Genomic DNA, 25792 nt, shown 5'->3' with positions numbered 1-25792 from the left:
TTGATCGGACAGTGAAATTTCATCAAACAAAAACCAAGCTTCCCTGCGACACCGGCCAACAGCGCCCGTCAAAGCTGACAAACTCATGCCATACGCATGAAATCCGTCAGTTTTGCCCCAACCAGACCGGCCAAACCGGCCCGAACGCCGCCACCGGTCCGTCAAACACCGGCAGCTCCAGCTCCAACTGCGCCCAAAAGCACCCAGGGCGGCCTGACGGCCGCCCTGGGTTCAATACCTATATATATACATCGCCGTATATACATCGCCGTCTTATCGACGCCGGAAACCGCCGCCGTGGAAGCCACCAAAGCCTCCGCCTCCGCCACGCGAAAAATCAGCGCCACCGCCGCCCCAGCCACCGGCGTTACCGCGCTGGAAGTTGCCGGCCCGCTGGTCACCCACATTGCGCGCCTGGAACTGGCTGTCGAGCGACTGGTGGTTCTCGCGGAAGTTCTGCCCCGCCTGCTGGCCCTGCGGCGACTGTTTCCAGTCCTTGGCGCGCTGAGCGGCCTGCTGGCCTTGCGGCGAGTTGGCGAAGTCCTTGGCGTTCTGAACGCGCTGCTGGCCCTGCGGGCTGTTGGCGTAGTTCTGCGCCCGGCTCTTCACGTTGTCGGCAGCCTGCTGCTTGTCGATGTTGGACCAGTTGCCGTTGCCCTGATACTTCTGCCACTGGCCACCACTGTCACGCTTGTAGACCTGACCGTCGCGGCCGGCATACAAATCGCCACTGCCCTGCTTGTTGGCAAAACGGGTCTGGCCGATCTGGCCGGTGCGCACCGTGTTGTTCGGCCCGGTAATGACCGAGTTGTGGCCCCAGCGGTTGTAGTTGTTGGTGATGTTGATATTGATGTCGTTGCCGCCATGCCAGCAGCAGCCGCCACCGCCCCAGTACCACGGCGACATCCATGCGCCCATGGCAAAGCCCCAGGCAAACCCGGTCGCGGTACCCCAGGCAAAGCCGACGCCGAAGCCGTAGGTGTACGGCGGCGGGTACCAGACGGTGCCGACATAGGTCGGATAAACATAGCCGGTGCCGTAAACGACAACGCCGTCGCTCGACACGACCGTGCCGTAGTAACCCGGGGTGTAGCCGACATAGACGACGGAGGGTGTCGCGCTATAGACGCGCACATAGGTCACGTAGTGCACCGGCGAGCTGACCGGGATCGTGTAGATCACCGCCGGCACGCTGGCCGCGACATTCCATGGTCCGGCCGCCGATGCGGCAACGAACCAGACGCCGTTCTGCACCAGATAGTAGTTGTTTGCGTCGACGCGGATGATCGGCGTCGCGGTGTTGTAGGCGTACTGCAGCGAGGTGCCGTCGACCGGTTTCCACTGCGGCTGGCCGCCGTCGTAGCTGACCGGATCGGGCTTGACGCTGCGGTTCACCTGTGCGGTCTGCGGCACGCTGTTGGCGATGCGCGCCTCGCTGGCCTGCGCTGTCCCCGGGACCGAGACCAGCACCCCGGCCATCGGGTGGTTTGCCGGAATGCGGGCAAAATCAGCCGGCAACTTGTCGCCGGGCACGTACTGCCACGGGCCGTCGATCCTGCTGGCCGTAAACCAGCGGCCGGAAATCAGTACATAGAGTTGCTGGCTGCCGACCTGTACGAATACATCGTTGGACGAATTCGACATGTACAGCAGCTGTGTATCCGGAATCGGTGCGTACTGGGGATCGCCCTTGCTTTGCAGCAGTTCGGTCGGCTTGGTCGCGACATAGATCGCAGGAACGACACTCGGGTCGAACGCCGACTCGCCGCTGGCACTCTTGCCGGACATCGGGTCGATCTTGTTGTCCTTGAGCAGCGACTCGCGCAGCGGATTCAGTTCGTCCGTCGGCACGTGGGTCGCCACCTGCCACGGGCCGGTCGCCGACTTGGCCTGATACCAGCGCTCGACCGCCCACATGTAATAGTTGCCGCTGGCCTCGTCGAGCACGATCAGCGCGCTGGTATTGACCACGCGCATCAGCTTGCCACCGGCGCTGCGCAGCGCCGGCTCACCGTCGATCATCACCAGCATGGCCGGGCGATTGCTGTAAATGATGGCCGGCGGATCGTTTTTCACCGGCTGGCCTGCCTGTGCGGCTTCTGCCTGATTGATCTGCAGGTCCGCCTGCAGTGCATCGTACGGGACGGTCCAGCCCTGCTTGGGCATGGCCGCATTCAGCGTCGACAGGTAACGGGCTTCGTCCTTGCCCGCGGTCGGGAAATTGGTCTTGGTGATCTTGTACTGGCTCAGCGTCACGACACGCTGGTCCTTGGCGATATCGGCACGGGCGCTGAACCAGATCACGCCGAAGGTATCGCCCTGCTTGCCCGTAACGCGCACCGCCGAACGCCCGGTCAGCACATTGCCCTTCAATTCGTCGAGCTGCGGCTGGTACACATAGATCTGCTCGCCCTGCTGGCCGTTGACCAGTCTCGGCCAGCCTTCCGACTGCGAGCCGGCACTGAGCATCGCGGTCTTAGTAGTGGTGGCGCCCGATGCCGGCGCGCTTGCACTCCAGCCCAAGGCCGGAACGCTGAGCCAGAGCAGGGCCAGCAGCGAGTTGATAAGCGTCTTGCGATGCATGTGGATCCCCTTGTTTCCAGCGATGCCGATGCATCGCCTTGTTATCGCCACGTCGGGGTTGGACCGTCAGTGAACCCACATAGTTTAATGATAGTTTGTTGCCAAATTCACCTTTCCTTGAGCAGGTGCCCCATCCGCTGTCGCTTGGTAGCAAGGTAATGGTGGTTTTCCGGATTCGGGTCGACCGCGTGCGGCTCGCGCTTCAGCACCGGCAGACCCGCGGTTTCCAGCGCGGCGATTTTCTTCGGGTTGTTGCTCATCAACCGGACCGAAGTAACGCCCAGATCACGCAGCATCGCCACAGCCGCGTCATACGAGCGCGCGTCGACCGGCAGGCCGAGCGCGAGGTTGGCGTCAACGGTATCGAGACCGCTGTCCTGCAGTTCGTAGGCACGGATCTTGTGGGCCAGCCCGATGCCACGCCCTTCCTGACCGCGCAGGTAGAGCAGTACGCCGCGCCCTTCGCGGGCAATGCGTTCGAGCGCCTTGTTCAGTTGCTCGCCGCAATCGCAGCGCAAGGAGCCGAAGACGTCGCCGGTCAGGCATTCCGAGTGCAGCCTCACCAGCGTGCCCTCCCCGGCCGGATCGCCCATCACCACCGCCAGATGCTCGACATCGTCGAGGCCGGAGCGATAGGCATGCGCCATGAAAACACCGTGCGGCGTGGGCAGGCGGGCGACGCCGGCTTTTTCGACGGCGGCTTGGGTGAGCGGAGCGTTGGACATGGGATTCGGCAATGAAGTGATCCCGTCTACATGGGGGCGAGACCCCGGATTGCAATCGCGTCAGCGCGTCGCCACGGCCGATGCCGTCTTGCAGTAGCGGGCGTAGTCGGCGTCGACCTGCTTTTGCCGCTGCTTGAGTTTGTCCAGATCGTAGGGACGATTGAAGCCCGCCATGCGTCGCTGGATCAGCGTCGATTCCTTGTTCAGATTGGCGCAGCGCTGTGCTTCGAGCTGCGCCAGCTTGGCCGGATCGGGTTTGTAATAGGCCGGTGCGGCCGTGGGCGCCGGCGTCGGCGCGGCCATGCACAGTGCCGGGACCATCAGCATTGCCAGTCGAACGGTCTGCCGCCCGGTGGCCCGAATGGCGTGACGGGCAGTGACTCGAACAGCGATGTGAACGCTTACCTGATCCATTCGGTTTCCTCGATGGCGAGCGCGGCAACGCGTTCGGCCAGCAGTTGATCGGCCGGATGCGCCGGCCAGTCGCGTTCGCCAAGCCGGGCCACCGGCACCAGCCCGGTCAGGCTGTTGCAGAGCCAGACACTCTCGGCCTGCAGCAATCTCGCCAATGAAATCCGCGCCTCGCCCGTCGACCAGCCCAGCCCGCTGGCCGCCTCGGCGATCACGTCGCGCATCACGCCGGCGACGCCGCCGCCGTCGAGCTGCGGCGTAAGCAGTGCGCCCTGCTCCAGCAGCACGATATTGCTCATCGTCCCTTCGATGACATCGCCATCGCGATCGAGCAGCAGGCCGTCGAAAATGGCCGGGTCGGACCATTCGGACCGCGCGAGCACGTTCTCGAGCCGGTTCAAATGCTTGATGCCGGCCAGACGCGGTTGCCAGCTTGCCCTCGTTTCACAGATGCGCACGGTGACGCCGGCGCTGCGATCGACCGCCGGCGCCCGCGGTGCGATCTGGGTGATCCGGTGTGGCATGCAATCGTCCGGCACTGCATAACCGCGCGGCGACTCGCCCCGGGTCAGCACCAGTTTGATGGTGGCCGACGCGGGCGCGGGCGCGCGCAGATCGGCAAGCCAGTCACCCGCCGCTGGTGCGGTGATGCCGAGCGCAGCGGCATCGCGTGCCAACTTGTCCATGTGGCGCTGCCAGAACGGGATGCCGCCGTCGCGGATGAACAGCGTACGAAACACGCCGTCGCCGAACTGGATGCTGCGATCGGCCAGCGGCAGGACACCGGCCGGCACGCCGTCGACAAGACGGATCACCCCGTCAGCGGATGGCGACTGCTGGCCAGGCGCGCCGGCGGCAGGCACAATCATCCGGCGACTCCGAGCGCGCGCAGCAGGCCACGAGCCTTGTGGCGGGTTTCCTCGAGTTCGCGCTCGGGCACCGAGTCGGCGACGATGCCGGCGCCGGCGCGGAAATACAGTTGCGATCCCGTCTGCAGAAAACTGCGGATCAGGATGTTCAGGTCCATCCGGCCGTCGATGCCGATGTAGCCGAGGCTGCCGGTGTAGACGCCGCGTTCGCGATCTTCGAGTTCGCGGATGATCTGCATGCAGCGGACTTTCGGACAGCCGGTGATCGTGCCGCCGGGAAACAGCGCGCGCAGGATCTGCCTTGCCGTGGTGCCCGGGCGCAGACGCGCGCGGATGTTCGATTCGATGTGGTGGACGTAGGCGTAGCTCTCGACCGCCATCAGCTCGTCGACCTCGACGCTGCCGGGCACGGCGATCCGGCCCAGATCGTTGCGCTCCAGATCGACCAGCATGATGTGCTCGGCACGTTCCTTCACCGTTGCCAGCAACGCGCGCTTCAGCGCCGCGTCTTCCTCCGGATCGACCGAGCGCCGGTGCGTGCCGGCAATCGGCCGGGTATCGACGATCCCGCCCTGTACCCGCACCAGCCGTTCCGGCGAGGAGCTGACGATGTGCGACTCGCCCAGATCGAACAGCGCCGAGAACGGCGCCGGATTGGCAGTGCGCAAGGCGGCGTAGAGGTCGTGCGCATTGCCCTGCGCCAGACGCACATCCCAGCCGCGCGACAGGTTCACCTGAAAGACATCGCCTTCGACGATGTAGCGCTTGCACGCGGCGACGCCGTCGACAAAGGCTTGCGGCGCATCTTCGGACACCGTCGCGACCACCAGCGGTCTGGGCAGCCAGACCGGCGCCTTCGCGACGAGTCCGGCCAGTTCGGCCAGTTGCGATTCGGTTTCGGCCACCAGAAAGGCGCGCCGTTCGGCGCGGTCGACCAGGACCGCGGCCGGGCAACGGATCAGCGCGGCAACCGGCGCAGCCTGTGCGCGCGCCGGCACGGTCGGCTCGAAGGCGCCCAGCAGCTCGTAGCCGGCGTAGACGGCCCAGCCGCCGGCGAACGGCAGGTCGCCCGCTGCTCCGTCGTGGACCGGCAGGGTATCGAGATCGGCAAGGAAGGCATGCGGATCGTGATAGACGCGCCGCTCCTGCGGCAGCGCCATCAGGATGTCCCAGCCGTTGTCGCCGGACGACTGCAACAGCACCGGACAGTGCGCCGGAAGCGCGGCCGCCAGAGCCGGCAGATCGGGAAGAAGGGTCAAAGCTTGAACTTGCATCCGGCGATTGTACCAAGCCCGTCAAGCCAGCCCATGCGATTTGAAATCATACAAATGATAATTATTTTCATTTGTGGTTCAATGCGGATCGCTACCTCATTTCCATTCGTCATGGCCTGCCCGGGCCACGACGACTCACGACTATGCACTGGTACGGACTCGATTTACGCTGGGCCTACGCCGAGCTGTTACCCGGCCTGCGGCGCCAGACCGGCTGCCTGCATCGCGCCTGGGACATCCTGCACGATGCGTTGCTGCGCTACGCGCTGACTCGCCACCGCGCACAGATCACCCGGCCGCATGCCTATTTGCGCACGGTGGTGGGCGCGACGCTGGTCGACCATCACCGCGAACAGCGCCGCTTCGTCCCGCTGCCCGACCACGCCGACGAGAGCGATCGCGTCGAACCGTCGGCCGAGACCGTCGCCGCGCTGCGGCAACGGCTGGCGATGCTGCAGCGCGTGCTGGACGCCCTGCCGCCGCGCTGCCGCGAAGTGTTCTGGCTGTTCCGCGTCGAAGGCCACACGCAGGCCGAGATCGCGATGACGCTCGGCATCAGCATCAACATGGTCGAGCGCCACGTCATGCGGGCGCTGATCGATCTGCGGGCAATCAAGGACACGCTGCAATGAGCCGCATCCGCCACGACGCTGCGCGCTGGTTCGTCCGCCTGCGCGATGCCGCGCCCGATGATCCGGTCCGCGGCCGCTTCGAGGCCTGGCTGCTCGCCCACCCGGCGCATGCGCACGAATACGCCGCCTTCGCCGAGCTGTGGGACGACTTCGACTCGAACGCCCAGCTCGGCGCACTGGCCGGTGCCGCCGAACAACAGCGGACATCGCGGCGCAATCTGCTCAAGCGCGGCACGCTCGGCATTTTTGCCTGCCTCGGCGGCGGGCTGGGCTGGCTCGGCTGGCGTTCGCAGCAGCCGCTGCAGGCACTGACGCTGGCAACGGCGATCGGGCAACTGCGTACCGAGCAACTGGCCGACCGCAGCACGGTCACCCTTGCCGGCGCCTCGCGCGTCGAAATCCGCCAGTACCGAAACCGCCGCGATGTGACGCTGCTCGCCGGAGAGGCCAGCTTCGACGTCGCCCATGATCCGGAACGGCCGTTCCGGATCGACAGCGGACTGGCGCGGATCACCGTACTCGGTACCCGTTTCGCCGTTGCCCGTCTGCCCGACCGGGTGCGCATCAGCGTAGCCAGCGGTCGTGTCAGCGTCAGCCGCCAGGACCCGGACGGCCGCGCGCGGCCACCGAACTGGCTGCTGGGTGCCGGCGATGTCGTCGACATCGACGTCCAAGGCGCACACCGGACCCTGCGCCGTGTCGACGACGGCTTCGCCTGGCTACGCGGTGTACTGGTCTTCAACGACGCCCCGCTGAGCGAGGTCGCCGCCACCCTGTCGCGTTACCGCGCCAAGCCGGTGGTGGCCAGCGGCGATGTTCCGCGTCTGACGGCCGTCGTCCACGCCAACGACATCGATGCCTTCCTTCGCGCGCTGCCCCGGGGCGGCAGCGTTCGCGTCGCCGACACCGCCACACATACCGAACTTCGGTCGCGCTGATTTTTTTCGATTGCGACATCAGGGTAATTGCCCTCCGCTCCGTCATCCCTGCGCGTTCTGTCTCAATCAAGGATCACCATGAACCCGCGCTTCACCCTTATCGCCGCCGCCCTGGCGCTGGCCGTCGCCACCGCACACGCCGCTCCGGTCAAGTTCGACCTGCCCGCCCAGTCGCTCGCCGCTTCGCTGACCCAGCTCGGTCAGGCTGCCGGCCTGAATCTGGTCGTCGACAGCGCCCTCGTCGTCGGCCGGCTGGCGCCTGCGGTACGCGGCACGCTCGAACCCGCCGCCGCGCTGCAACAGCTGCTCGCCGGCAGCGGTCTGACGGCATCGTTCTCGGGCAAGACCGTCACCGTCGGCCGTGGTGAAGCCACGCTGTCGCCGGTCACCGTCGAGGCCGTGCGCGACTGGGCCACAAGCCCGGGCGTCGGTTATCAGGCGCACCACGCCGCCAGCGCCACCAAGACGGATACCACCTTGCTGGAGACGCCGCAGTCGATCTCGGTCGTGACCCGCGAGCAGATGGATGATCAGGACGTGGCGACCATCGCCGAGGCGGTGCGCTACAACGCCGGCGTCAACGGCCTCGAATTCGCCACCACCGACGACGACCTGCTGATGCGCGGCTTCAGTGTTTCGGCCAACGGCATGTACCGCGACGGCATGCGGCTTTACCACAATGCCTTCATCAGCCGGATCGAACCGTACGGGCTCGAACGCCTCGACATCGTGCGCGGGCCCAGCTCGGTGCTGTACGGCCGCGCCAATCCGGGCGGCCTGATCAACGCGGTGACCAAGCGCCCGACCATCGGCCTGCGTCCCGAGATACGTGTCGAGGGCGGCAGCTACGACCGCAAGCAGATCGCCGGCGACGTCGGCGGCAAGCTCGACGAAGACGGCCACTGGGTTTACCGGCTGACCACGCTGGCGCGCGACGCCGGCACGCAGTGGGACGACCTGCCCGATGATCGTGTCTATCTGGCGCCGGCGCTGACGTGGCAGCCGGACGCGCAGACCAGCCTGACCCTGCTGGCGCAGTACCAGCACGACCGCACCACCTGGGCCGTGCCGAACCAGTTCTACCAGCCGGGCGCCCTGGGACAGCCCGATCCGTCGCTGAACATCCAGGGGCCCGGTGCGGTGCATGACAAGCAGGGGTTCACGGTCGGCTATCTGTTCGAGCACGCGCTCGACGACGTCTGGACGGTCCGGCAGAACCTGCGTTACTACGACGCGAAAAACGACCGGCGCGAGGTCCGTGCGCTCGGCTTGCGCCCGGACGGCCGGACGATGAACCGGCGCGCGCTGTACCGGCCCGAACACGAGCAGTCGTTCGCCGTCGACAATCAGGTTCAGGCGCGGGTGCAGACCGGTGCGGTCGAGCATCTGGTGCTCGGTGGTCTCGACTATCGCCAGGCGAGCTTCGAGCAGAAGCTCTACATGGGGGCCGCCGCGCCGCTGGACCTGTTCAACCCGGTGTTCAAGCAACCGGACTGGGATTCGCTCGGCCAGACCTGGGACAACCTCAACAAGAGTCGCCAGCTCGGCACCTATCTGCAGGATCAGCTGCGCTACGGCCAGTGGGCACTCACCGTCGGCGGCCGTTACGACTGGACCCGCGACAGCGCCGACTCCAAGCTCGACAAGACCTACACCGAACAGCGCGACCATGCCTTCACCGGTCGCGCCGGCCTCGTCTATCTGTTCGACACCGGCTGGGCGCCCTACCTGAGTTACTCGACGTCCTTCCTGCCGGAAATCGGCAACGATGCCTTCGGCCAGCAGTTCCAGCCCGAGCGCGGCGAGCAGGTCGAAGCCGGCGCCAAGTTCCAGCCGGCGGGCGCAAGCTACAGCTTCACTGCCGCCGTCTACCAGCTGACCAAGGAAAACGTCCGCACGCCGCTGCCGGGGCCGAACCCGCTACGGCTCGAAGTACAGACCGGCGAAATCCGCAGCCGGGGTCTGGAGCTTGAAGGGAAATGGACACTCGGCGCGCTCGACCTGATTGGCAGCTACACCCTGCTCGACGCCGAAATCACCAAGAGCAATGTCGCCGCCGACGTTGGTCAGCCACCGTTATCGGTACCGAAACACACCGCCTCGGTGTGGGGCAAGTACGACTTCGCCGGCATGCTCGGCGGCTGGAACGCCGGCCTCGGCGTGCGCTATGTCGGCCAGTCGCGTGGCGGCCTCGGCAGCGTCAACGAGGCGTTCACGCTCGTCGACAGCCTGATTGCCTACGAGCGCGCGGACTGGCGCTTCGCGCTCAACGTCAACAACCTGTTCGACCGCGAGTACCTGACCAGCTGCGACGGCGTGTACTGCGAGCAGGGTTTCCGCCGCAGCATCCGCGCCAGCGTCGGCTACCGCTGGTAATCGCGCGGACAAAAGAAAAGGGCTGCCGAGGCAGCCCTTTTTCATGTCGTCGCCGCGAACTCAGGCAAGACGCTTGAACACCAGCGTACCGTTGGTACCGCCAAAGCCGAAGCTGTTGGAGATCGCCACACGGATGTTCATGTCGCGTGCGGTATTGGCCACGTAGTCCAGATCGCAACCGCCCTCGATGTCCTGCTCGAAGATGTTCGCGGTCGGCGGCGATACCTGGTTGTGCAGCGCCAGCACCGAGTACACGGCTTCGACGCCACCGGCGCCACCCAGCAGGTGACCGGTCATCGACTTGGTCGAGTTGACGGCCAGCTTCTTGGCGTGGTCACCGAACGCGAGCTTCAGTGCTGCGGTTTCGTTGGCGTCGCCCAGCGGGGTCGACGTGCCGTGCGCGTTGACGTAGTCGACTTCGTCGGCGTTGATGCCGGCATCACGCAGCGCGTTGGCCACGCCACGGGCCGGGCCTTCCGAACTCGGCGCGGTAATGTGGTGCGCGTCCGAGCTCATGCCGAAACCGGCGAACTCGGCGTAAATCCGTGCACCGCGCTTGACCGCGTGTTCGTACTCTTCGAGTACCAGCACGCCGGCGCCTTCGCCCATGACAAAGCCGTCGCGGCCCTTGTCCCACGGACGCGAAGACGTCGCCGGATCGTCGTTGCGGGTCGACAGCGCCTTCATCGCGGCAAAGCCGCCGATGCCGAGGCCGGTCACGGTCGCTTCGGCACCGCCGGCCACCATCACGTCGGCGTCGCCGTACTGGATCATCCGCGCGGCGTCACCGATGCAATGCGCACCGGTCGTGCACGCCGAAACGATGCCGTAGCTCGGACCCTGGTATCCCTTGTAGATGGTCACATGCCCTGCAATCAGGTTGACGAGCGAACCGGGGATGAAGAACGGACCGATCTTGCGCGGGCCACCGGCGAGCAGCGTACCGCCCATTTCCTCGATCAGCGGCAGGCCGCCGATGCCGGAACCGATGTTGACGCCGACACGGGTCTTGTCGAGATTGGCCGCGTCATCGAGGCCTGCGTCGGCAATCGCCTGGAACGCGGCCGCAATGCCGAAGTGAATGAAGGTATCCATCCGGCGCGCATCTTTGGCCGAGATGTATTGGCTGATGTCGAAGTCTTTGACCTCGCCAGCGATCTGGCAAGCGTAGTCGCTCGCGTCAAAGCGGGTGATCCTGCCGATGCCGGACTGCCCTTTGAGCAGGGTGGCCCAGCCGGTGGCAACATCGTTGCCGACGGGGGACACGTGGCCGAGGCCAGTAATCACTACTCTGCGTTTGGACACATTACTCTCCGATTGAAACGCCGAATGGAATAAGACCCCTGCCAGACACGAAAATGCCCGGCAGAGGTCTTGGATGCAGCGAAATTACTTGCCCAGGTTGGCCGAAACGTAGTCGATCGCTTGCTGGACGGTGGTGATCTTTTCGGCGTCTTCGTCCGGAATTTCGCACTCGAATTCTTCTTCGAGGGCCATCACGAGTTCAACGGTGTCGAGGGAGTCGGCGCCGAGGTCGTTCACGAAGGAGGACTCGTTCTTGACGTCGGTTTCCGGCACGCCAAGTTGTTCGGCAACGATCTTCTTCACGCGCTGTTCGATGTTTTCCATGGATAAAACTCCAAGCCTTTCAAGGGATAAAAAAAGCGGTCGCATTGTACCAAAAAAAGCCGCCGCGCCAATGCGGGCCGGCTAATCTTGGTCAAATACACGTTAATTCATATACATGCCGCCGTTGACGTGCAAGGTCTGGCCGGTCACGTAACTGGCGCGGTCGCTGGCAAGAAAGCCGACCGCGTCTGCGATCTCGCGCGGTTCGCCGAGGCGACCGAGCGTGATGTTTTCAAGCAGTTTGGCCTTGTGTTCGTCAGCCAGACCGCGTGTCATGTCGGTGTCGATGAAGCCCGGAGCCACCGCGTTGACGGTAATGCCGCGCGAGCCGATTTCCTTGGCCAGCGACTTGGTGAAACCGAACAGCGCAGCCTTGGCTGCGGCGTAGTTGGTCTGACCTGCATTGCCGGTCGCACCGACCACCGAGGCGATGTTGATGATACGCCCCCAGCGGGCTTTCATCATGCCGCGGATCACCGCCTTGGAAAGCTTGTACACCGGCTTGAGGTTGGTGTCCATAATTGCATCCCAGTCCTCGTCCTTCAGCCGCATCAGCAGGTTGTCGCGGGTGATGCCGGCATTGTTGACGAGGATGTGGATCGCGCCGAACTCCTTTTCGATCGCGTCGATGATCGCTTCACAAGCGCCATCGGCAGTCACTTCCAGCGCCAGTCCGCGCCCCTTGCCGCCGGCAGCGGCGATGTAGCCGCTGATCGCATCAGCGCCGGTGGCGCTGGTCGCGGTACCGATCACGGTCGCGCCTTGCGCCAGCAGGTCGAGAACGATGGCCTGGCCGATCCCGCGCGATGCGCCGGTCACCAGTGCGACTTTACCTTCAAGACTCATTGCAGCTTCCTTTCATGGGTACGGACCGCGCCGTACCGGATCTAATATCGAGGGATGCGCCACCTTCGGCGCGCCACTCCAGTGAATTACAGCAGGGCCTTCAGCGCATCGAACGAAGCCGTGTCGCCGAGCGCAACATGCTGTGCGCCATCGGCCGTACGCTTGTTCAGGCCGCTGAGCACCTTGCCCGGACCGCATTCGGCAAACACGGTCGCGCCGTCGGCGGCGATCTTCTGCACCGATTCGACCCAGCGCACCGGCTGGTACAGCTGGCGCACCAGCGCATCGCGGATCTGCGCCGGATCGGTATAGGCGACAACGTCGGCATTGTGAAGCACCGGGAATTCCGGCGCAGCGACATGGACCTGGGCCAGCGCGGCGGCGAGTTTCTCGGCCGCCGGCTTCATCAGCGCACAGTGCGACGGCACCGACACCGGCAACGGCAGCGCGCGCTTGGCACCCTTGTCCTTGCACAGCGCCATTGCGCGTTCGACCGCCGCCTTGCTGCCCGCGATCACCACCTGGCCCGGCGAATTGAAGTTGACCGCTTCGACCACGTCACCCTGCGCGGCTTCCAAGCAGGCTGCGACAATCACGTCATCCGGCAGCCCCAGAATCGCCGCCATCGCGCCATCGCCTTCGGGCACGGCGGCCTGCATCGCTTCGGCGCGCAGGCGCACCAGTTTGACGGCATCGGCAAACGCAATGCTGCCTGCGGCGGCCAGCGCGCTGTATTCGCCAAGCGAATGACCTGCGGCCATTGCCGGAGCGGCGCCACCGGCTGCGCGCCAGGCGCGGAAGATCGCGACGCTGGCGGTCAGCATCAGCGGCTGGGTGTTGACGGTCGCGTTGATCACGGCGGCGTCGGCGCCATCGGCACACATCGCCCACAGATCCTGACCGAGCACGCCGCTCGCTTCTTCGAAGGTCTGGCGCACCGACGCATCACCGGCGAAACCGTTCATCATGCCCAGCGATTGCGAACCCTGGCCCGGAAAGACGAAAGCCAATGCCATCTTTAGCTCCTTGTTTTCGCCCGGCCCGGCCGGACGAAAAATGAAACAGTTATTTGAAATGTAAAACGGCGCATTACTGCGCCGTTTGCATCAGTATTTGAACAGGACCGATCCCCAGGCAAAACCGCCGCCGATCCCCTCAAGCAGCACCGTCTGGCCCCGCTTGATCCGGCCGCTGCGTACCCCTTCGTCCAGCGCCAGCGGAATCGACGCCGCCGAGGTGTTGCCGTGCTTGTCGACCGTCACGATGACCTTGTCCATGCTCAGGTGCAGGTGCTTGGCGGTCGATTCGATGATGCGCAGGTTGGCCTGGTGCGGCACCAGCCAGTCGACGTCGGCCTGGTCGATGCCGGCAGCTTCCAGCGTTTCCTTGGCGACGTCGGCCAGCGCACGCACGGCGAACTTGAACACCGCGCCGCCGTCCATGTAGATCCACGGCGAACCTTCGATCTGGCCCTGTTTCAGGTGCCCTGGCGCCTTCAGGATGTCGCGATAGCGGCCATCGGCCCGCAGCTTCGACGCCAGGATGCCCGGTTCGCTCGAGGCCTTGAGCACCACGGCGCCGGCACCGTCGCCGAACAACACACAGGTGGTCCGGTCTTCCCAGTTCAGGAGATTCGACAGTCTTTCGGCGCCAATCACGACGGCACAGCGGGCCGCACCCGACTTGATCATGGCATCGGCCACCGACAGCGCGTAGACGAAGCCGGCACAGACCGCCTGAACGTCGAAGGCCGGGAAGCCGTGCAGACCGAGCTTGTCCTGCACCGTGCACGCGGTCGACGGGAAGGACTGATCCGGCGTCGTCGTCGCGACGATGATCAGGTCGACCTCGTCAGCCGTGGTCTCGGCCGCGACCAGCGCGCGTTCGGCGGCCTTCAGCGCCATGTCCGACGTGGCCTCGTTGTCCGCGGCGAGGTGACGCTGGCGAATGCCGGTACGGCTGGCGATCCACTCGTCGCTGGTGTCGACACGTTCGGCCAGCGCCGCGTTGGTCAGGATGTGTTCAGGCAGGTAGGAGCCGGTTCCGGCGATGCGCGCGTACATGAATGCTTCCTGCGTATGGGTTTATTGGTCTGCCGCCGCGGCCGGGGGGACCGCCAGATCGGCAAGTTGTTGCTGTACCTGTTCGGCGATGCGCTGGGTCACGCCGGCACCCGCCTCATCGGCGGCCTGCTTGAGCGCCCAGTAGAACGCCATCCGGTCGGCGCCGCCATGACTTTTGACAACGATGCCCTTGAGACCGACCAACGACGCGCCGTTGAAACGGCGTGGATCGACGCGCTTCTTGAAACGCGACAGTACCGGCCACGCGGCCATCGCCAGCGCCTTGGTAAAGATGTTGCGAGTGAATTCCTCGCGCAGGAAGCGCTCCATCATCTTGGCGATGCCTTCGGAGGTCTTCAGTGCGACGTTGCCGGTAAAACCGTCGGTCACAATGACATCGACCACGCCCGAGTACAGGTCGTTCCCTTCGACGTTGCCGACGAAGTTCATCCGGCTGGCGCGCAACAGGTCTGCGGTCTGCTTGATCGTATCGGTACCCTTGATGTCTTCGGAGCCGATATTGAGCAGGCCGATCGCCGGCGCCTCCTTGCCTTTGACCGCAGCAACCAGCGACGACCCCATCACCGCGAACTGCACCAGCTGCAGCGGCGTGCAATCGACATTGGCGCCCAGATCGAGCACGCACGTTTCCGAACCCTTGAGCGAGGGCATCATCTTGGCAATCGCCGGGCGCTCGATGCCGTCGATGGTCTTGAGCACGAAACGCGCCGTCGCCATCAGCGCACCGGTATTGCCGGCCGACACGCAGGCGTGCGCCTCGCCGGACTTGACGAGGTTGATCGCCACGCGCATCGACGAGTCTTTCTTGTTCTTCATCGCCGATTGCGGCGATTCGTCCATCATCACGACCTCGCTGGCCGCATGGACACGCAGACGCGGCCCCAGCTGCGCCTTATGCGCGCGGAGCTCGGCGTCGATCGCGTCGGGCAGGCCGACGAGGACGACATTGACGTGGGGGTATTGTTCGAGAAAGCGGAGAACGGCCGGCACGGTGACGTGGGTCCCGTGGTCGCCGCCCATCGCATCGACAGCGACAGTAATGTCCATGGCAGACAAGGCAGAATCCAGAATGGCGAACGGCGCAAGCGAGATGGCTCGCTTGCGCCGTTATCATAACCGATTGGTTATAAATGCGTTTTTGCGCAGGACTTATTCGCCCTTGGCCTTGATCACGCGACGGCCCTTGTAGAAACCGTTCGGCGAGATGTGATGCGGGCGATGCACTTCACCGGTTTGCGCGTCGACCGACAGCGCCGGAGCGGTCAGGAAATCGTGCGCACGATGCATGCCGCGCTTGGACGGGGACTTCTTATTCTGTTGAACGGCCATGATAAAACTCCTTGAAAACCAGAAAAAACTACTGTTTCAGTTACTCCGCTTTCCTGGTTTTCATTTGAGCCAGGACAGCAAACGGATTCGGTTTGGTATTGCTTTGCAGCGGCTCGTCGCCGGGCGCTGCGCACTGCTCATGCAGCGGCGCGTACGGCAAGGCCAGCAGCACTTCTTCCTCGATCAGCGCCGGTACATCCAGCGCGGGATCGATCAGTACCGTTTCGAGCGTTTCGTCGAGTTCCGCGGCCTCGTCGGCCTGCTCCTCGGTGGGAAACTGCGTCAGAACGGTGCTCACATCGAGTGACCACGCCATCGGCGCAAGGCAACGCTGACAGACCAGCTGCAGCTCACCCGATACAGTCAGGCTCAGCCGCGGGCGTTCGAACCGGTCGACCGATCCGCTCAGCGACCAGCGGATTTCTCCGCCATTGCTTGCCAGCTGATCGCTCAGCCGCAGCATTGCTGCCACCGGGATCACCCCGTCGAGCACGCCACCCTCGCGGGCAAATTCGGCGCTATGAATGACCGTCATACCCATGAGCCAACGAACCAGAAACCGCGCATGATATAATTTCCGTCCTACTGATGTCAAAACCTTTCCGCCCGGTGCGACGGATTTCCAATGCAAAAACAAGTGCTTCGCTCGCCGGCCCTCGTGCTGGCTTCCACCTCGCGCTACCGGCGCGAACTGCTCGAACGGCTGCAACTGCCGTTCGAAACCGCCAGCCCCGATGTCGATGAAACCCCGCTCAGCAACGAGACCGCCGCACAGACCAGCCTGCGTCTGGCCATCGCCAAGGCCGTTGCACTGGCGTCGCGCTTTCCCGACGCGCTGCTGATCGGTTCCGACCAGGTGGCCCTGCTCGACGGCGTCCAGCTCGGCAAGCCCGGCACGCACGAGCGCGCCGTTGCCCAACTGCAGGCCATGCGCGGCCGGACGATCGAATTCCACACCGCCGTGGCATTGCACAACGCCGCAACCGGCCGCACCCAAACCCACACCGACGTCACCCGGGTCACGATGCGTAACGCCGACGATGCGGCGATCGAACGCTATCTATTGAAAGAGCAACCCTACGACTGCGCCGGTAGCGCCAAGACCGAGGGCCTCGGCATCGCGCTGATCGCTGCGATCGAATCGACCGACCCGGCAGCGATCATCGGCCTGCCGCTGATCGCACTGATCGACATGCTGAACGAAGAAGGCGTCGCCATCCTATGAGCAAGGGCATTCTTTATCTGATTCCGGTTCCGCTGGCCGACGACACGCTCGACAGCGTACTGCCTGCCGATGCACTGACCATTGCCCGCACGCTGACCCATTTCGTCGTCGAAGCGTCGAAAACGGCGCGCGCCCATCTCAAGCTGTTCGGTACGCCGCACGAATTGCGCAGCCTGACGATGAACGAGTTGAACGAGCACACCAAGGACGGCGAACTCGCCGACCTGCTCGCACCGCTGCTGGCCGGCCACAATGTCGGGCTGATGTCCGAAGCCGGCTGCCCCGGTGTCGCCGACCCCGGCGCGCGGCTGGTGCGGCTGGCGCACGCTCGCGGCGTGCGCGTCGCCCCGCTGGTCGGGCCGTCGTCGATCCTGCTGGCACTGATGGCATCTGGCGCCAACGGCCAGAAATTTCGCTTCAACGGCTACCTGCCGACCGGCGACGGCGAACGGCTCGCGTCGATCCGCAATCTCGAAGCGAGTTCACGCAAGGAAAAACAGGCCGAACTGTTCATCGAAACGCCATACCGCAACGACGCGCTGTTTGCCGCGCTGATCCAGCACTGTAGCCCCGGCACCCACATCACCGTTGCGCGCGAACTGACCGGCGCCGACGAGTGGGTCAAAAGCCAGACCGTGGCCGACTGGCGCCGCGGGCCGAAGCCCGAGCTGCACAAGCGCCCGACCGTCTTCGTCCTCAGCGCCGACTGAACACGCCGTAGCACGCTGGCGCTTGGGTACGCCAGCGGACTGCGGTAGGCTCGATCCGACCACCCGATTTCCCCGCACACGAGACCGCCATGAGCCGATTCTGGAGCCCGATCGTCCACACGCTGACCCCGTACGTCCCGGGCGAACAGCCGAAGCTGCAAAAACTCGTCAAGCTCAATACCAACGAGAACCCGTACGGCCCGTCGCCGGCGGTGCTCGCCGCAATGCACGAGGCCAACAACGACGCGCTGCGGCTTTACCCGGATCCGAACGCCGACCAGCTCAAGGACGCGATCGCCGTCTACCACGGCCTCCGGCGCGAACACGTCTTCGTCGGCAACGGCTCGGACGAAGTGCTGGCGCATGCCTTCTGTGCCCTGCTCAAGCACGACAAGCCGCTGCTGTTCCCGGACATCAGCTACAGCTTCTACCCGGTGTACTGCGGGCTGTACCAGATCGACTACCGGACGGTGCCGCTGAACGATGCGTTCGAAATCGACGTGGCGGATTACGAGGGTGATGCCGGCGCGATCATTTTCCCGAATCCGAACGCACCGACCGGCCGACTGCTGCCACTGGCCGATATCGAGCGGCTGCTACAACGCCAGCCTGATGTGGTCGTCGTCATCGACGAGGCCTATATCGATTTCGGTGGCGACAGCGCAATTGCACTGATCGAGCGTTACCCGAACCTGCTGGTCGTGCAGACGCTGTCGAAAAGCCGCTCGCTCGCCGGCCTGCGCGTCGGCTTCGCGCTCGGCCACCCGCAACTGATCGAAGCACTGGAACGCGTCAAGAACAGCTTCAACTCCTACCCGCTCGACCGCCTCGCCATCGTCGGTGCCAGCGCCTCGTTCGGCGACGAAGCCTACTTCCGCGCCACCTGCGACAAGGTGATCGCGAGCCGCGAGCGCCTGAGCACGGCATTGGCGTCGCTGGGTTTCGACGTACTGCCGAGCGCGGCAAACTTCGTGTTCGCCCGCCACCCGCAACACGATGCCGGCCAGCTCGCCGCCGGACTGCGCGAGCACGGCGTGATCGTCCGCCACTTCAAGGCTGCACGCATCGACCAGCATCTGCGCATTTCGATCGGCACCGATGCCGAATGCGATGCGCTGCTTGCCGCGCTGCACACCGTGCTGCGCTGAGCGGATGGAAACCAACCGCTGGTTGTGGCTGTTGCTGCTGGCCGGCGTCGCGGCCGGCCCAGGCTGGTATGTCTATGCGCGCTTTTTCTCGGGCCAGACCATCGCCAGCCATCCGCTTCAGCAGTCCCCGGCAGCGCAGTCGATCACCCAGACCGTCAGCCTCGATCAGGGGCCGATCGGCATCGTGCTCAAGGGCAGTGTCGGCGGCCGGCGGTTCGGACCGGAGAACCGCGCCGACTTCGCCATCGAGGTACGCCAGAACGGCCAGCTGCTGGGCAAGGACGTGCTGGTCTTTGTCGACGCGAAGACGGCGTCCGACGCGGTGCCGGATCGCACGCCAAACCGGCTGGCACTGGCCCCGATCACACTGACAGCCCCCGGCACACTGACAATCAGCGTTGCGGCCGTCGGTGCACAGTCACTGCCCGTTCACGATCTGGTGCTCGAAGTACGCGGCGGCGTCCGCGCATCACCGACGCACTGGCTGGTCGCTGGCGCGTTGCTCGCTCTTGGCGCTGCGGTGATGCTGATCCTCGGCAGTCGTCGCTGAACTGGCCGACCTACCGTTCACAATAAAAAACACGCCGGACTCCGGCGTGCTTTTTACTTGGGGGATTGCAACGAAGACCGCTCAGGCAGTCCGTCGCGCGAAGTCCCTGAGCCGGAAGCCCAGCACCGCCAGCATGCCGAAGTAGGCCCCGACCCCCGACGCCACCAGCAGCATCAGCCGCAGCAGACGCGACGCCATATGTCCGGTATCCCACGGCGGCATCAGCGCCATCACGCCGAACAGCACGGCCGCCATCACCACCACGGCAACGAGCAGCTTGACGCAGAAGATCCGCCAGCCCGGCTGCGGCTGGAAGATGTTCTGGCTGCGCAGCTTCCAGAACAGCAATCCCGCGTTGAAGCAGGCCCCCAGGCCGATGGCCAGCGCCAGGCCGGCGTGCTTCAGGTGCCAGACGAACGCCAGGTTCATCAGTTGCGTCACCGCCAGCGTCAGCAGGGCAATCTTCACCGGGGTACGGATGTTCTGCCGGGCGTAGAACCCCGGCGCCAGCACCTTGACCAGCAGCAAGCCGACCAGACCGACCGAATAGGCAATCAGTGCGTACTGGGTCATCAGCGAATCATGGGCACTGAACTTGCCGTACTGGAACAGCGACGCCGTCAGCGGCTCGGCCGTGATCGCCAGCCCGACGGCCGACGGCAATGCCAGCAGCAGACACAGGCGAAGACCCCAGTCGAGCAAGACCGAATAGCCGGCCGCATCCTTGCTGGCGTGGGTTTTCGACAGCGACGGCAGCAGGATGGTGCCGAGCGCCACGCCGAGCACGCCGGACGGGAACTCCATCAGCCGGTCGGCGTAATACATCCACGATACCGATCCGGAGACGAGGAAGGACGCGAAGATCGTATTGATGATCAGCGACACCTGGGTCACCGACACCCCGAGCACCGCCGGCCCCATCTGCTTGAGCACGCGCCAGACGCCGGCATCCTTCAGGTTCAGCCGCGGCAGGACCAGCATGCCGATCTTCTTCAGATGCGGCAGCTGATAACCGAGCTGCAGCACGCCACCAGCCAGCACCGCCCAGCCCAGCGCCAGCACCGGCGGGTTCATGTGGGGCGACACCCACAGCGCAAACACGATCATGCTGATGTTCAGGAACGTCGGTGCGAACGCCGGCACCGAGAAACGGTTCCAGGTATTCAGGACCGCGCCGACCAGCGAGGCGAGCGAGATCAGTAATATATAAGGGAAGGTGATCCGCAGCAGCGAGCTGGTCAGTGCAAACTTTTCCGGCGTGTCGGCAAAACCCGGTGCCGACGCCCAGATCACCCATGGCGCGGCAATCATGCCGATGATCGTCACCAACGCCAGCACCAGCGTGAGCAGGCCCGCGACATAGGCCACGAAGGTACGGGCGGCGTCTTCACCCTGCTGGCTCTTGTACTCGGCCAGAATCGGCACGAAGGCCTGCGAGAAGGCCCCCTCGGCAAAAATCCGCCGCAGCAGGTTGGGCAGTTTGAAGGCGACGAAGAACGCGTCGGTCATCAGGCCCGCACCGAAGGTCCGGGCGACGATGGCATCGCGGGCGAAGCCGAGAACGCGCGACACCAGCGTCATCGAGCTCACGGCGGCGAGCGATTTGAGAAGATTCATGGCAGCCAGCGACTTGGGAAAACGCTGCGGATAATACGCCGTCCAGCCGGACGCGGCAGTGTGGATTTGTATCCGGACTTGCGTTACCCGGCGCAAGGCGATAAAATCGCGGGTTTTCAAGGCTGGCTTCGGGCCACGCCCGATTTCCAACCACATCCGTTATTTGGAGTTGACAGAATATGGCTAACAGCGCCCAAGCTCGCAAGCGTGCGCGTCAGGCTGAACAAGCCCGCCAACACAATGCCAGCCAGCGTTCGGCGTTCCGCACCGCGATCAAAAAGGTGCTGAAGGCGATCGAAGCTGGTGACAAGGCTGCCGCACAGGCAACCTACCAGGCATCGGTGTCGATCATCGACAGCATTGCCGACAAGAACATCTTCCACAAGAACAAGGCCGCTCGTCACAAGAGCCGTCTGTCCGCTGCCGTGAAGGCAATGGCTGCTTAAGCAGTCTTCAGGAAGACAAAAACCCCGGTCCAGACCGGGGTTTTTTATTGCCTGTCGCCCATGAGTGATGCGCCAACTGGTCTTATCCTGGAACGCAAGCCGCACCACCTCGGCACAATCCGCGGCTGATCCGGCCGTCGCCAGCGACTCCGGCAATGCGTCATCGGCACGACGATCGCCCGGCCACTAGTCCACGACCAATGGCTGTCAACCGTAGCAAGCACTATAAAATCCGAAAAAGTTCCCCGGTTTGACTACATTTTTTTCGCGAACCTCTTTTGGATACACCGCTGTTTTCAAAAAAGAAACCGGATTTCATTCGCGCAGAAAAAAGTAGTTTCGCTGCACCACGATTACCGCATCGCAACATTCACGCACTTCCCTCCTCCTGCCCCCAGATTGACGCCGGGTCGCCGCATCGAAGCTAATGCTCGACTGTTGCCCGTGATGGCGACAACGCACCGGGATAAGACCAATACACATCCACCCGGTTTCCATTCCCTGGAAGGAGATTGAAGCAATGTTGCACCACCGTCGTTTTGCCTTGGCTGCGCTACCTGCTGCCTTGTTTGCCGTACAGGCTTTTGCTGCCTACCCCGCATGGCAGGAAGGCCAGACCTATACCGCCGGCACCTATGTGTCCTACAGCGGGAATGACTATCAGGCGCTGGTCACCCACACCGCCTACGTCGGCGCCAACTGGAATCCGGCCTCGAGCCCGACGCTGTGGAAACTGATCGGCGCCAGCACCGGCACGCCGAGCCCCACCCCGACTGCTGCACCGACCCCGGCACCGACACCGACCGCTGCCCCCACTCCGGCACCGACGCCTGCGCCGACCCCAGCACCTACGCCGGCTCCTACGCCCGCTCCGACGCCGTCAGGTGCGTGCTTTGCAGCCTGGTCGAGCAGCACCGCCTACAACGGCGGCGCCAAGGTGACCTACAACGGCCGCAACTACCAGGCCAAGTGGTGGACGCAGGGCAACGTGCCGTCGACCAGCGCCGGTGATGGCCAGCCCTGGACGGACCTCGGTGCATGCGGCGCGACGCCGACACCGGCTCCGACACCGGCTCCGACGCCCGCTCCGACGCCCGCTCCGACGCCCGCTCCGACGCCTGTCCCGACACCGGCTCCGACGCCCGCTCCGACGCCCGCTCCGACGCCCGCTCCGACACCCGCTCCGACACCCGCTCCGACACCGTCTGGCAAGAAGATGACCGGTTCGTACTTCACCCAGTGGGGCGTGTATGACCGTGCCTACTTCGTGAAGGAAATCGACACCAGCGGTGCTGCTGCCAAGCTCGACTTCATCAACTACTCGTTCGGCAACATCTACAAGCAGGCCGACGGCACCTACAAGTGCGACAGCGGCATCAACAAGGCCGAACCGGGTGCAACCAACCCGAACGCGTCGGATGCCGGCACCGGCGGCGACGCCTGGGCCGACTACCAGATGGATTACGCGGCCAACCAGTCGGTCAGCGGCGTTGCCGACGTCTGGGAAAACAAGCTCAAGGGCAACTTCAACCAGCTCAAGCAGCTGAAGGCCAAGTACCCGAACCTGAAGGTGGTGATCTCGCTGGGCGGCTGGACCTGGTCCAAGTGGTTCTCGGCAGCAGCCGCGACCGACGCCGGCCGCAAGGCACTGGTGAGCTCGTGCATCGACGTCTACATCAAGGGCAACCTGAAGAAGTCCGGCGGCGACCCGGCTGGTGGCGCTGGTGCAGCTGCAGGCATCTTCGACGGTATCGATATCGACTGGGAATACCCGGGCGGTGGCGGTCAGCCGTACAACACCAGCAACGCGGCCGACAAGCAGAACTTCACCTTGCTGATGGCCGAGTTCCGCAGCCAGCTCGACGCGATCGGCACCACCAACGGCAAGCGTTACGTACTGACCGCCGCCATTGGCGCAGGCAAGGACAAGATCGACAATACCGAGCCGGCCAAGTACAGCCAGTACCTCGACTGGGTCAACGTGATGAACTACGACTATCACGGCTCGTGGGAACTGCCGGGCGCAGCGACCTTCCACTCGAACCTGTTCGCCGATCCGGCCGATCCGTACGCGGGTACGCCGGCGCAGTATTACAACACCGACTATGCGATCAAGTACCTGATCCAGAACGGCATGCCGGCCAACAAGCTCAACGTCGGCATTCCGTACTATGGTCGCGGCTGGAGCGGTGTGGCAGCGGGCCCGAACGGCAACGGCCTGTATCAGCAAGGCACCAAGGCCGGCAAGTGCTACACCACGCCGTGCGACGAGCCGGGCTATCAGGACTATCGCCTGCTGGTGAACGCGCCGGGCCAGACCTATGTCCACCCGGTGACCAAGCAGCTGTGGAAGTTCGACAGCGACACGTTCTACAGCTACGACGATTCGTCGGTCATCGCCACCAAGGCCGACTACGTCAAGGCCAATGGCCTGGGCGGTCTGTTCAGCTGGTCGCTTGACGGTGACGACGCCAACGCGACGCTGACCAAGGCCATGGCCAAGATCAATCCGTAAGCGTGTAGGACCTCCATCATTGATAGCCCCGGTCTCGGCCGGGGCTTTTTTATGGCTGCGAAGTTTCCAACACCGACTGCCAAATTACTTTCTATTGAAGAAATGTTTCGCCACCATGGGGTTTTGACCGAACGACGGGGCGGATGATGGAACTGGTTTACGCAAAAGAGAAATCGCTGTTCGCGATCATGGTGGTGCTGGCGGGCCTGGTCTGGTTCGCACTGATTGTCGGCACGCTGGGCATCGCACTGCTGTACGTGCTGATGGGTTTTCTGGTGTACCTCCTCACGCAGTCGGCATTCATTTCCTACCTGCGCGGTACGGCGGTCCACGTCACCGCCGAACAGCTGCCGCAGCTGCATCAGCGCATCCAGCACTGTGCTCGCAAGCTGGAGATCCGCGATGTGCCCGACGCCTTCGTATTGCAGGCCGACGGCATGCTCAATGCCCTGGCCACCAAATTCCTCGGCCGCCGCTATATCGTGCTGTTTTCATCGGTCCTCGACGCACTCGAAGACCATCCGGAGGCGATCGATTTCTACATCGGCCACGAACTCGGCCACCTGCGCCGCAATCACCTGAACTGGTCGCCGTTCCTGATGATCGTCAGCTGGCTGCCGTTCCTCGGCGCGGCTTACCGCCGCGCGCAGGAGTACACCTGCGACCGCCACGGTCTCGCCTGCTGCGACAATCCGCTCGACGCCCAGCGTGCGATCGCCACGCTCGCAGCCGGTGGCAGCTACCGGAAGGTCGACGTCCAGCGCTACAGCAGCCAGATCGACTGGTCACGCGGCTTCTGGATGTCGTTCCACGAACTGGTATCGAGCTATCCGTGGCTGACCAAGCGCATGTTCGCGGTGCAGGAGCTGTCGGCCGGGCGCGAACCGGCCATGCCGGGCCGCAACCCGCTGGCCTTCGTGCTGGCGCTGTTCGTACCCAACGCCGGCACCGGCGCCGCCGGTTCGCTGATTCTGGTCGCAATGATCGGCGTCATGGCCGCCATCGCCCTGCCGTCCTACCAGCAGTACAAGCAACGCGCGGCCGAGCGTTCGCTCGGGCTGTCGCACGAGGAGCTCGGTACCGATGAAGCCGCGGCAGCCGAACATGTGGTCACCACGGTGGAAAACGACGCGGCAACCGATCTGGCCCACGCCGAAAAACAGGCCGACGAAGCCCGTGCGGCGCTCGAGGCAATCCAGAAGGAAATCGCCGCCCGCCAGCCTTCGGCGAAGGAATAGCCCCGAAGCGGGCCTCGCAAGCAAAACGGCCACCCGAAGGTGGCCGTTTTGTCGTGAGCACAAAGCCGCTTAGGCAGCGCGCTTCTTGAACTCGTAGGTGCGGGTGTCGATTTCGATGCGGTCACCGATTTCGATGAAGGCCGCGACCGGCAGTTCGTAGCCCGAACCCTTCAGCTTGCCCGGCTTCATGACCTTGCCCGAAGTGTCGCCACGGACGGCCGGCTCGGTGTATTCGATTTCGCGAACGATGGTCGTCGGCAGTTCGACCGAGATGGCCTTGCCTTCGTAGAAGGTCACTTCACAGAGGTCTTCCATACCGTCGACGATGAAGTTGACGGCTTCGCCGACGTTCTCGGCTTCGACTTCGTACTGGTTGAACTCGCTGTCCATGAACACGTACATCGGATCGGCGAAGTAGGAATAGGTGCATTCCTTCTTGTCGAGCACAACGACGTCGAACTTGTCGTCGGCCTTGTACACCGCTTCCGACGCGCCGTCGGACAGCAGGTTCTTCATCTTCATCTTCACGACCGCGGAGTTGCGGCCGGACTTGTTGTATTCGGCTTTTTGAACGACGAGCGGCTGGCCGTCGACCATGATCACGTTGCCGGGACGGACTTCTTGTGCGGTTTTCATGCAGGATTCCT

At 64.2% G+C, this 25792-nt stretch carries 25 protein-coding genes; 10 read left to right on the top strand and 15 right to left on the bottom strand.

Annotation, left to right across the window (positions count from 1 at the left end; all coding sequences use genetic code 11):
• Window positions 1-273 precede the first annotated feature (273 nt).
• The 5 genes from JMJ54_RS18570 to JMJ54_RS18550 form a co-directional block, all read right to left on the bottom strand.
• Window positions 274-2583, bottom strand: coding sequence for a hypothetical protein (locus tag JMJ54_RS18570; protein ID WP_203540023.1), 2310 nt, complete (start codon window positions 2581-2583; stop codon window positions 274-276).
• 107 nt (window positions 2584-2690) lie between these two features.
• Complete coding sequence (ribA, locus tag JMJ54_RS18565) at window positions 2691-3308, bottom strand: GTP cyclohydrolase II (protein WP_203540022.1); 618 nt, start codon at window positions 3306-3308, stop codon at window positions 2691-2693.
• Between the two features lie 60 nt (window positions 3309-3368).
• Window positions 3369-3635 carry a hypothetical protein gene (locus JMJ54_RS18560; RefSeq protein ID WP_203540021.1) on the bottom strand — a complete coding sequence of 89 codons (267 nt, stop codon included), beginning with the start codon at window positions 3633-3635 and terminating at the stop codon, window positions 3369-3371.
• 74 nt (window positions 3636-3709) lie between these two features.
• On the bottom strand, window positions 3710-4588 hold the full coding sequence (pabC, locus tag JMJ54_RS18555; RefSeq protein ID WP_239000203.1) for an aminodeoxychorismate lyase: 879 nt from the start codon (window positions 4586-4588) through the stop codon (window positions 3710-3712).
• Complete coding sequence (locus tag JMJ54_RS18550) at window positions 4585-5847, bottom strand: aminodeoxychorismate synthase component I (protein WP_308438031.1); 1263 nt, start codon at window positions 5845-5847, stop codon at window positions 4585-4587. Before JMJ54_RS18550 ends, pabC begins: the two co-directional genes overlap by 4 nt.
• 158 nt (window positions 5848-6005) lie before the next feature.
• Here JMJ54_RS18550 and JMJ54_RS18545 point away from each other — a divergent pair, with 158 nt between their 5' ends.
• From JMJ54_RS18545 to JMJ54_RS18535, 3 genes are all read left to right on the top strand, one after another.
• The gene (locus JMJ54_RS18545; protein ID WP_203540019.1) at window positions 6006-6494 is read left to right on the top strand and encodes an RNA polymerase sigma factor; all 489 of its coding nucleotides are present in this window, start codon (window positions 6006-6008) and stop codon (window positions 6492-6494) included.
• A complete protein-coding gene (locus JMJ54_RS18540) occupies window positions 6491-7432 on the top strand; it encodes a FecR family protein (RefSeq protein ID WP_203540018.1) in 942 nt (313 codons plus the stop codon). Before JMJ54_RS18545 ends, JMJ54_RS18540 begins: the two co-directional genes overlap by 4 nt.
• Window positions 7433-7510: 78 nt before the next feature.
• A complete protein-coding gene (locus tag JMJ54_RS18535; protein ID WP_203540017.1) occupies window positions 7511-9808 on the top strand; it encodes a TonB-dependent siderophore receptor in 2298 nt (765 codons plus the stop codon).
• Window positions 9809-9868: 60 nt separating this feature from the next.
• On the opposite strand, the gene fabF is transcribed toward JMJ54_RS18535, so the two are convergent.
• The 8 genes from fabF to JMJ54_RS18495 all read right to left on the bottom strand — a co-directional run bounded on the left by fabF (window position 9869) and on the right by JMJ54_RS18495 (window position 16231).
• The gene (fabF, locus tag JMJ54_RS18530) at window positions 9869-11113 is read right to left on the bottom strand and encodes a beta-ketoacyl-ACP synthase II (protein ID WP_203540016.1); all 1245 of its coding nucleotides are present in this window, start codon (window positions 11111-11113) and stop codon (window positions 9869-9871) included.
• 84 nt (window positions 11114-11197) lie between these two features.
• Window positions 11198-11437 (bottom strand): acyl carrier protein, encoded by a 240-nt coding sequence (acpP, locus tag JMJ54_RS18525; protein WP_070528160.1) that lies wholly within the window; start codon window positions 11435-11437, stop codon window positions 11198-11200.
• A 102-nt stretch (window positions 11438-11539) separates the two neighbouring features.
• Window positions 11540-12283, bottom strand: a complete 744-nt coding sequence (gene fabG, locus JMJ54_RS18520; RefSeq protein ID WP_203540015.1) for a 3-oxoacyl-ACP reductase FabG — start codon at window positions 12281-12283, stop codon at window positions 11540-11542.
• A gap of 86 nt (window positions 12284-12369) precedes the next feature.
• Window positions 12370-13299: an ACP S-malonyltransferase gene (fabD, locus tag JMJ54_RS18515; protein WP_203540014.1), complete on the bottom strand. Its 930-nt coding sequence runs from the start codon at window positions 13297-13299 to the stop codon at window positions 12370-12372.
• Between the two features lie 90 nt (window positions 13300-13389).
• Window positions 13390-14346 (bottom strand): beta-ketoacyl-ACP synthase III, encoded by a 957-nt coding sequence (locus JMJ54_RS18510; protein ID WP_203540013.1) that lies wholly within the window; start codon window positions 14344-14346, stop codon window positions 13390-13392.
• A 21-nt stretch (window positions 14347-14367) separates the two neighbouring features.
• Window positions 14368-15414, bottom strand: coding sequence for a phosphate acyltransferase PlsX (gene plsX / locus JMJ54_RS18505; RefSeq protein ID WP_203540012.1), 1047 nt, complete (start codon window positions 15412-15414; stop codon window positions 14368-14370).
• A gap of 102 nt (window positions 15415-15516) precedes the next feature.
• Window positions 15517-15696, bottom strand: a complete 180-nt coding sequence (gene rpmF / locus JMJ54_RS18500) for a 50S ribosomal protein L32 (protein WP_070528171.1) — start codon at window positions 15694-15696, stop codon at window positions 15517-15519.
• A gap of 40 nt (window positions 15697-15736) precedes the next feature.
• Complete coding sequence (locus JMJ54_RS18495; RefSeq protein WP_203540011.1) at window positions 15737-16231, bottom strand: YceD family protein; 495 nt, start codon at window positions 16229-16231, stop codon at window positions 15737-15739.
• Between the two features lie 90 nt (window positions 16232-16321).
• On the opposite strand from JMJ54_RS18495, the gene JMJ54_RS18490 reads away from it, so the two are divergent.
• From JMJ54_RS18490 to JMJ54_RS18475, 4 genes are all read left to right on the top strand, one after another.
• Complete coding sequence (locus tag JMJ54_RS18490) at window positions 16322-16921, top strand: Maf family nucleotide pyrophosphatase (RefSeq protein ID WP_203540010.1); 600 nt, start codon at window positions 16322-16324, stop codon at window positions 16919-16921.
• On the top strand, window positions 16918-17631 hold the full coding sequence (locus JMJ54_RS18485) for an SAM-dependent methyltransferase (protein WP_203540009.1): 714 nt from the start codon (window positions 16918-16920) through the stop codon (window positions 17629-17631). Before JMJ54_RS18490 ends, JMJ54_RS18485 begins: the two co-directional genes overlap by 4 nt.
• A gap of 89 nt (window positions 17632-17720) precedes the next feature.
• The gene (gene hisC, locus JMJ54_RS18480; protein ID WP_203540008.1) at window positions 17721-18779 is read left to right on the top strand and encodes a histidinol-phosphate transaminase; all 1059 of its coding nucleotides are present in this window, start codon (window positions 17721-17723) and stop codon (window positions 18777-18779) included.
• A gap of 4 nt (window positions 18780-18783) precedes the next feature.
• Window positions 18784-19329: a hypothetical protein gene (locus tag JMJ54_RS18475; protein WP_203540007.1), complete on the top strand. Its 546-nt coding sequence runs from the start codon at window positions 18784-18786 to the stop codon at window positions 19327-19329.
• Between the two features lie 81 nt (window positions 19330-19410).
• On the opposite strand, the gene murJ is transcribed toward JMJ54_RS18475, so the two are convergent.
• Window positions 19411-20946: a murein biosynthesis integral membrane protein MurJ gene (gene murJ / locus JMJ54_RS18470; protein WP_203540006.1), complete on the bottom strand. Its 1536-nt coding sequence runs from the start codon at window positions 20944-20946 to the stop codon at window positions 19411-19413.
• Window positions 20947-21125: 179 nt separating this feature from the next.
• Between murJ and rpsT the strand changes: the two genes are divergently transcribed.
• The 3 genes from rpsT (at window position 21126) to JMJ54_RS18455 (ending at window position 25145) form a co-directional block, all read left to right on the top strand.
• The gene (gene rpsT / locus JMJ54_RS18465) at window positions 21126-21392 is read left to right on the top strand and encodes a 30S ribosomal protein S20 (protein WP_070528187.1); all 267 of its coding nucleotides are present in this window, start codon (window positions 21126-21128) and stop codon (window positions 21390-21392) included.
• Between the two features lie 520 nt (window positions 21393-21912).
• Window positions 21913-23907, top strand: coding sequence for a glycosyl hydrolase family 18 protein (locus JMJ54_RS18460; protein WP_203540005.1), 1995 nt, complete (start codon window positions 21913-21915; stop codon window positions 23905-23907).
• 146 nt (window positions 23908-24053) lie between these two features.
• Window positions 24054-25145: a M48 family metallopeptidase gene (locus JMJ54_RS18455; protein WP_203540004.1), complete on the top strand. Its 1092-nt coding sequence runs from the start codon at window positions 24054-24056 to the stop codon at window positions 25143-25145.
• 69 nt (window positions 25146-25214) lie between these two features.
• On the opposite strand, the gene efp is transcribed toward JMJ54_RS18455, so the two are convergent.
• On the bottom strand, window positions 25215-25781 hold the full coding sequence (gene efp / locus JMJ54_RS18450; RefSeq protein ID WP_203540003.1) for an elongation factor P: 567 nt from the start codon (window positions 25779-25781) through the stop codon (window positions 25215-25217).
• Window positions 25782-25792 lie beyond the last annotated feature (11 nt).

Source organism: Jeongeupia naejangsanensis (assembly GCF_016865585.1).
GTDB lineage: Bacteria > Pseudomonadota > Gammaproteobacteria > Burkholderiales > Chitinibacteraceae > Jeongeupia > Jeongeupia naejangsanensis.
The sequence above is the reverse complement of the archived record's forward strand: the minus strand, read 5'-3'. Positions and strand labels throughout refer to the sequence as shown.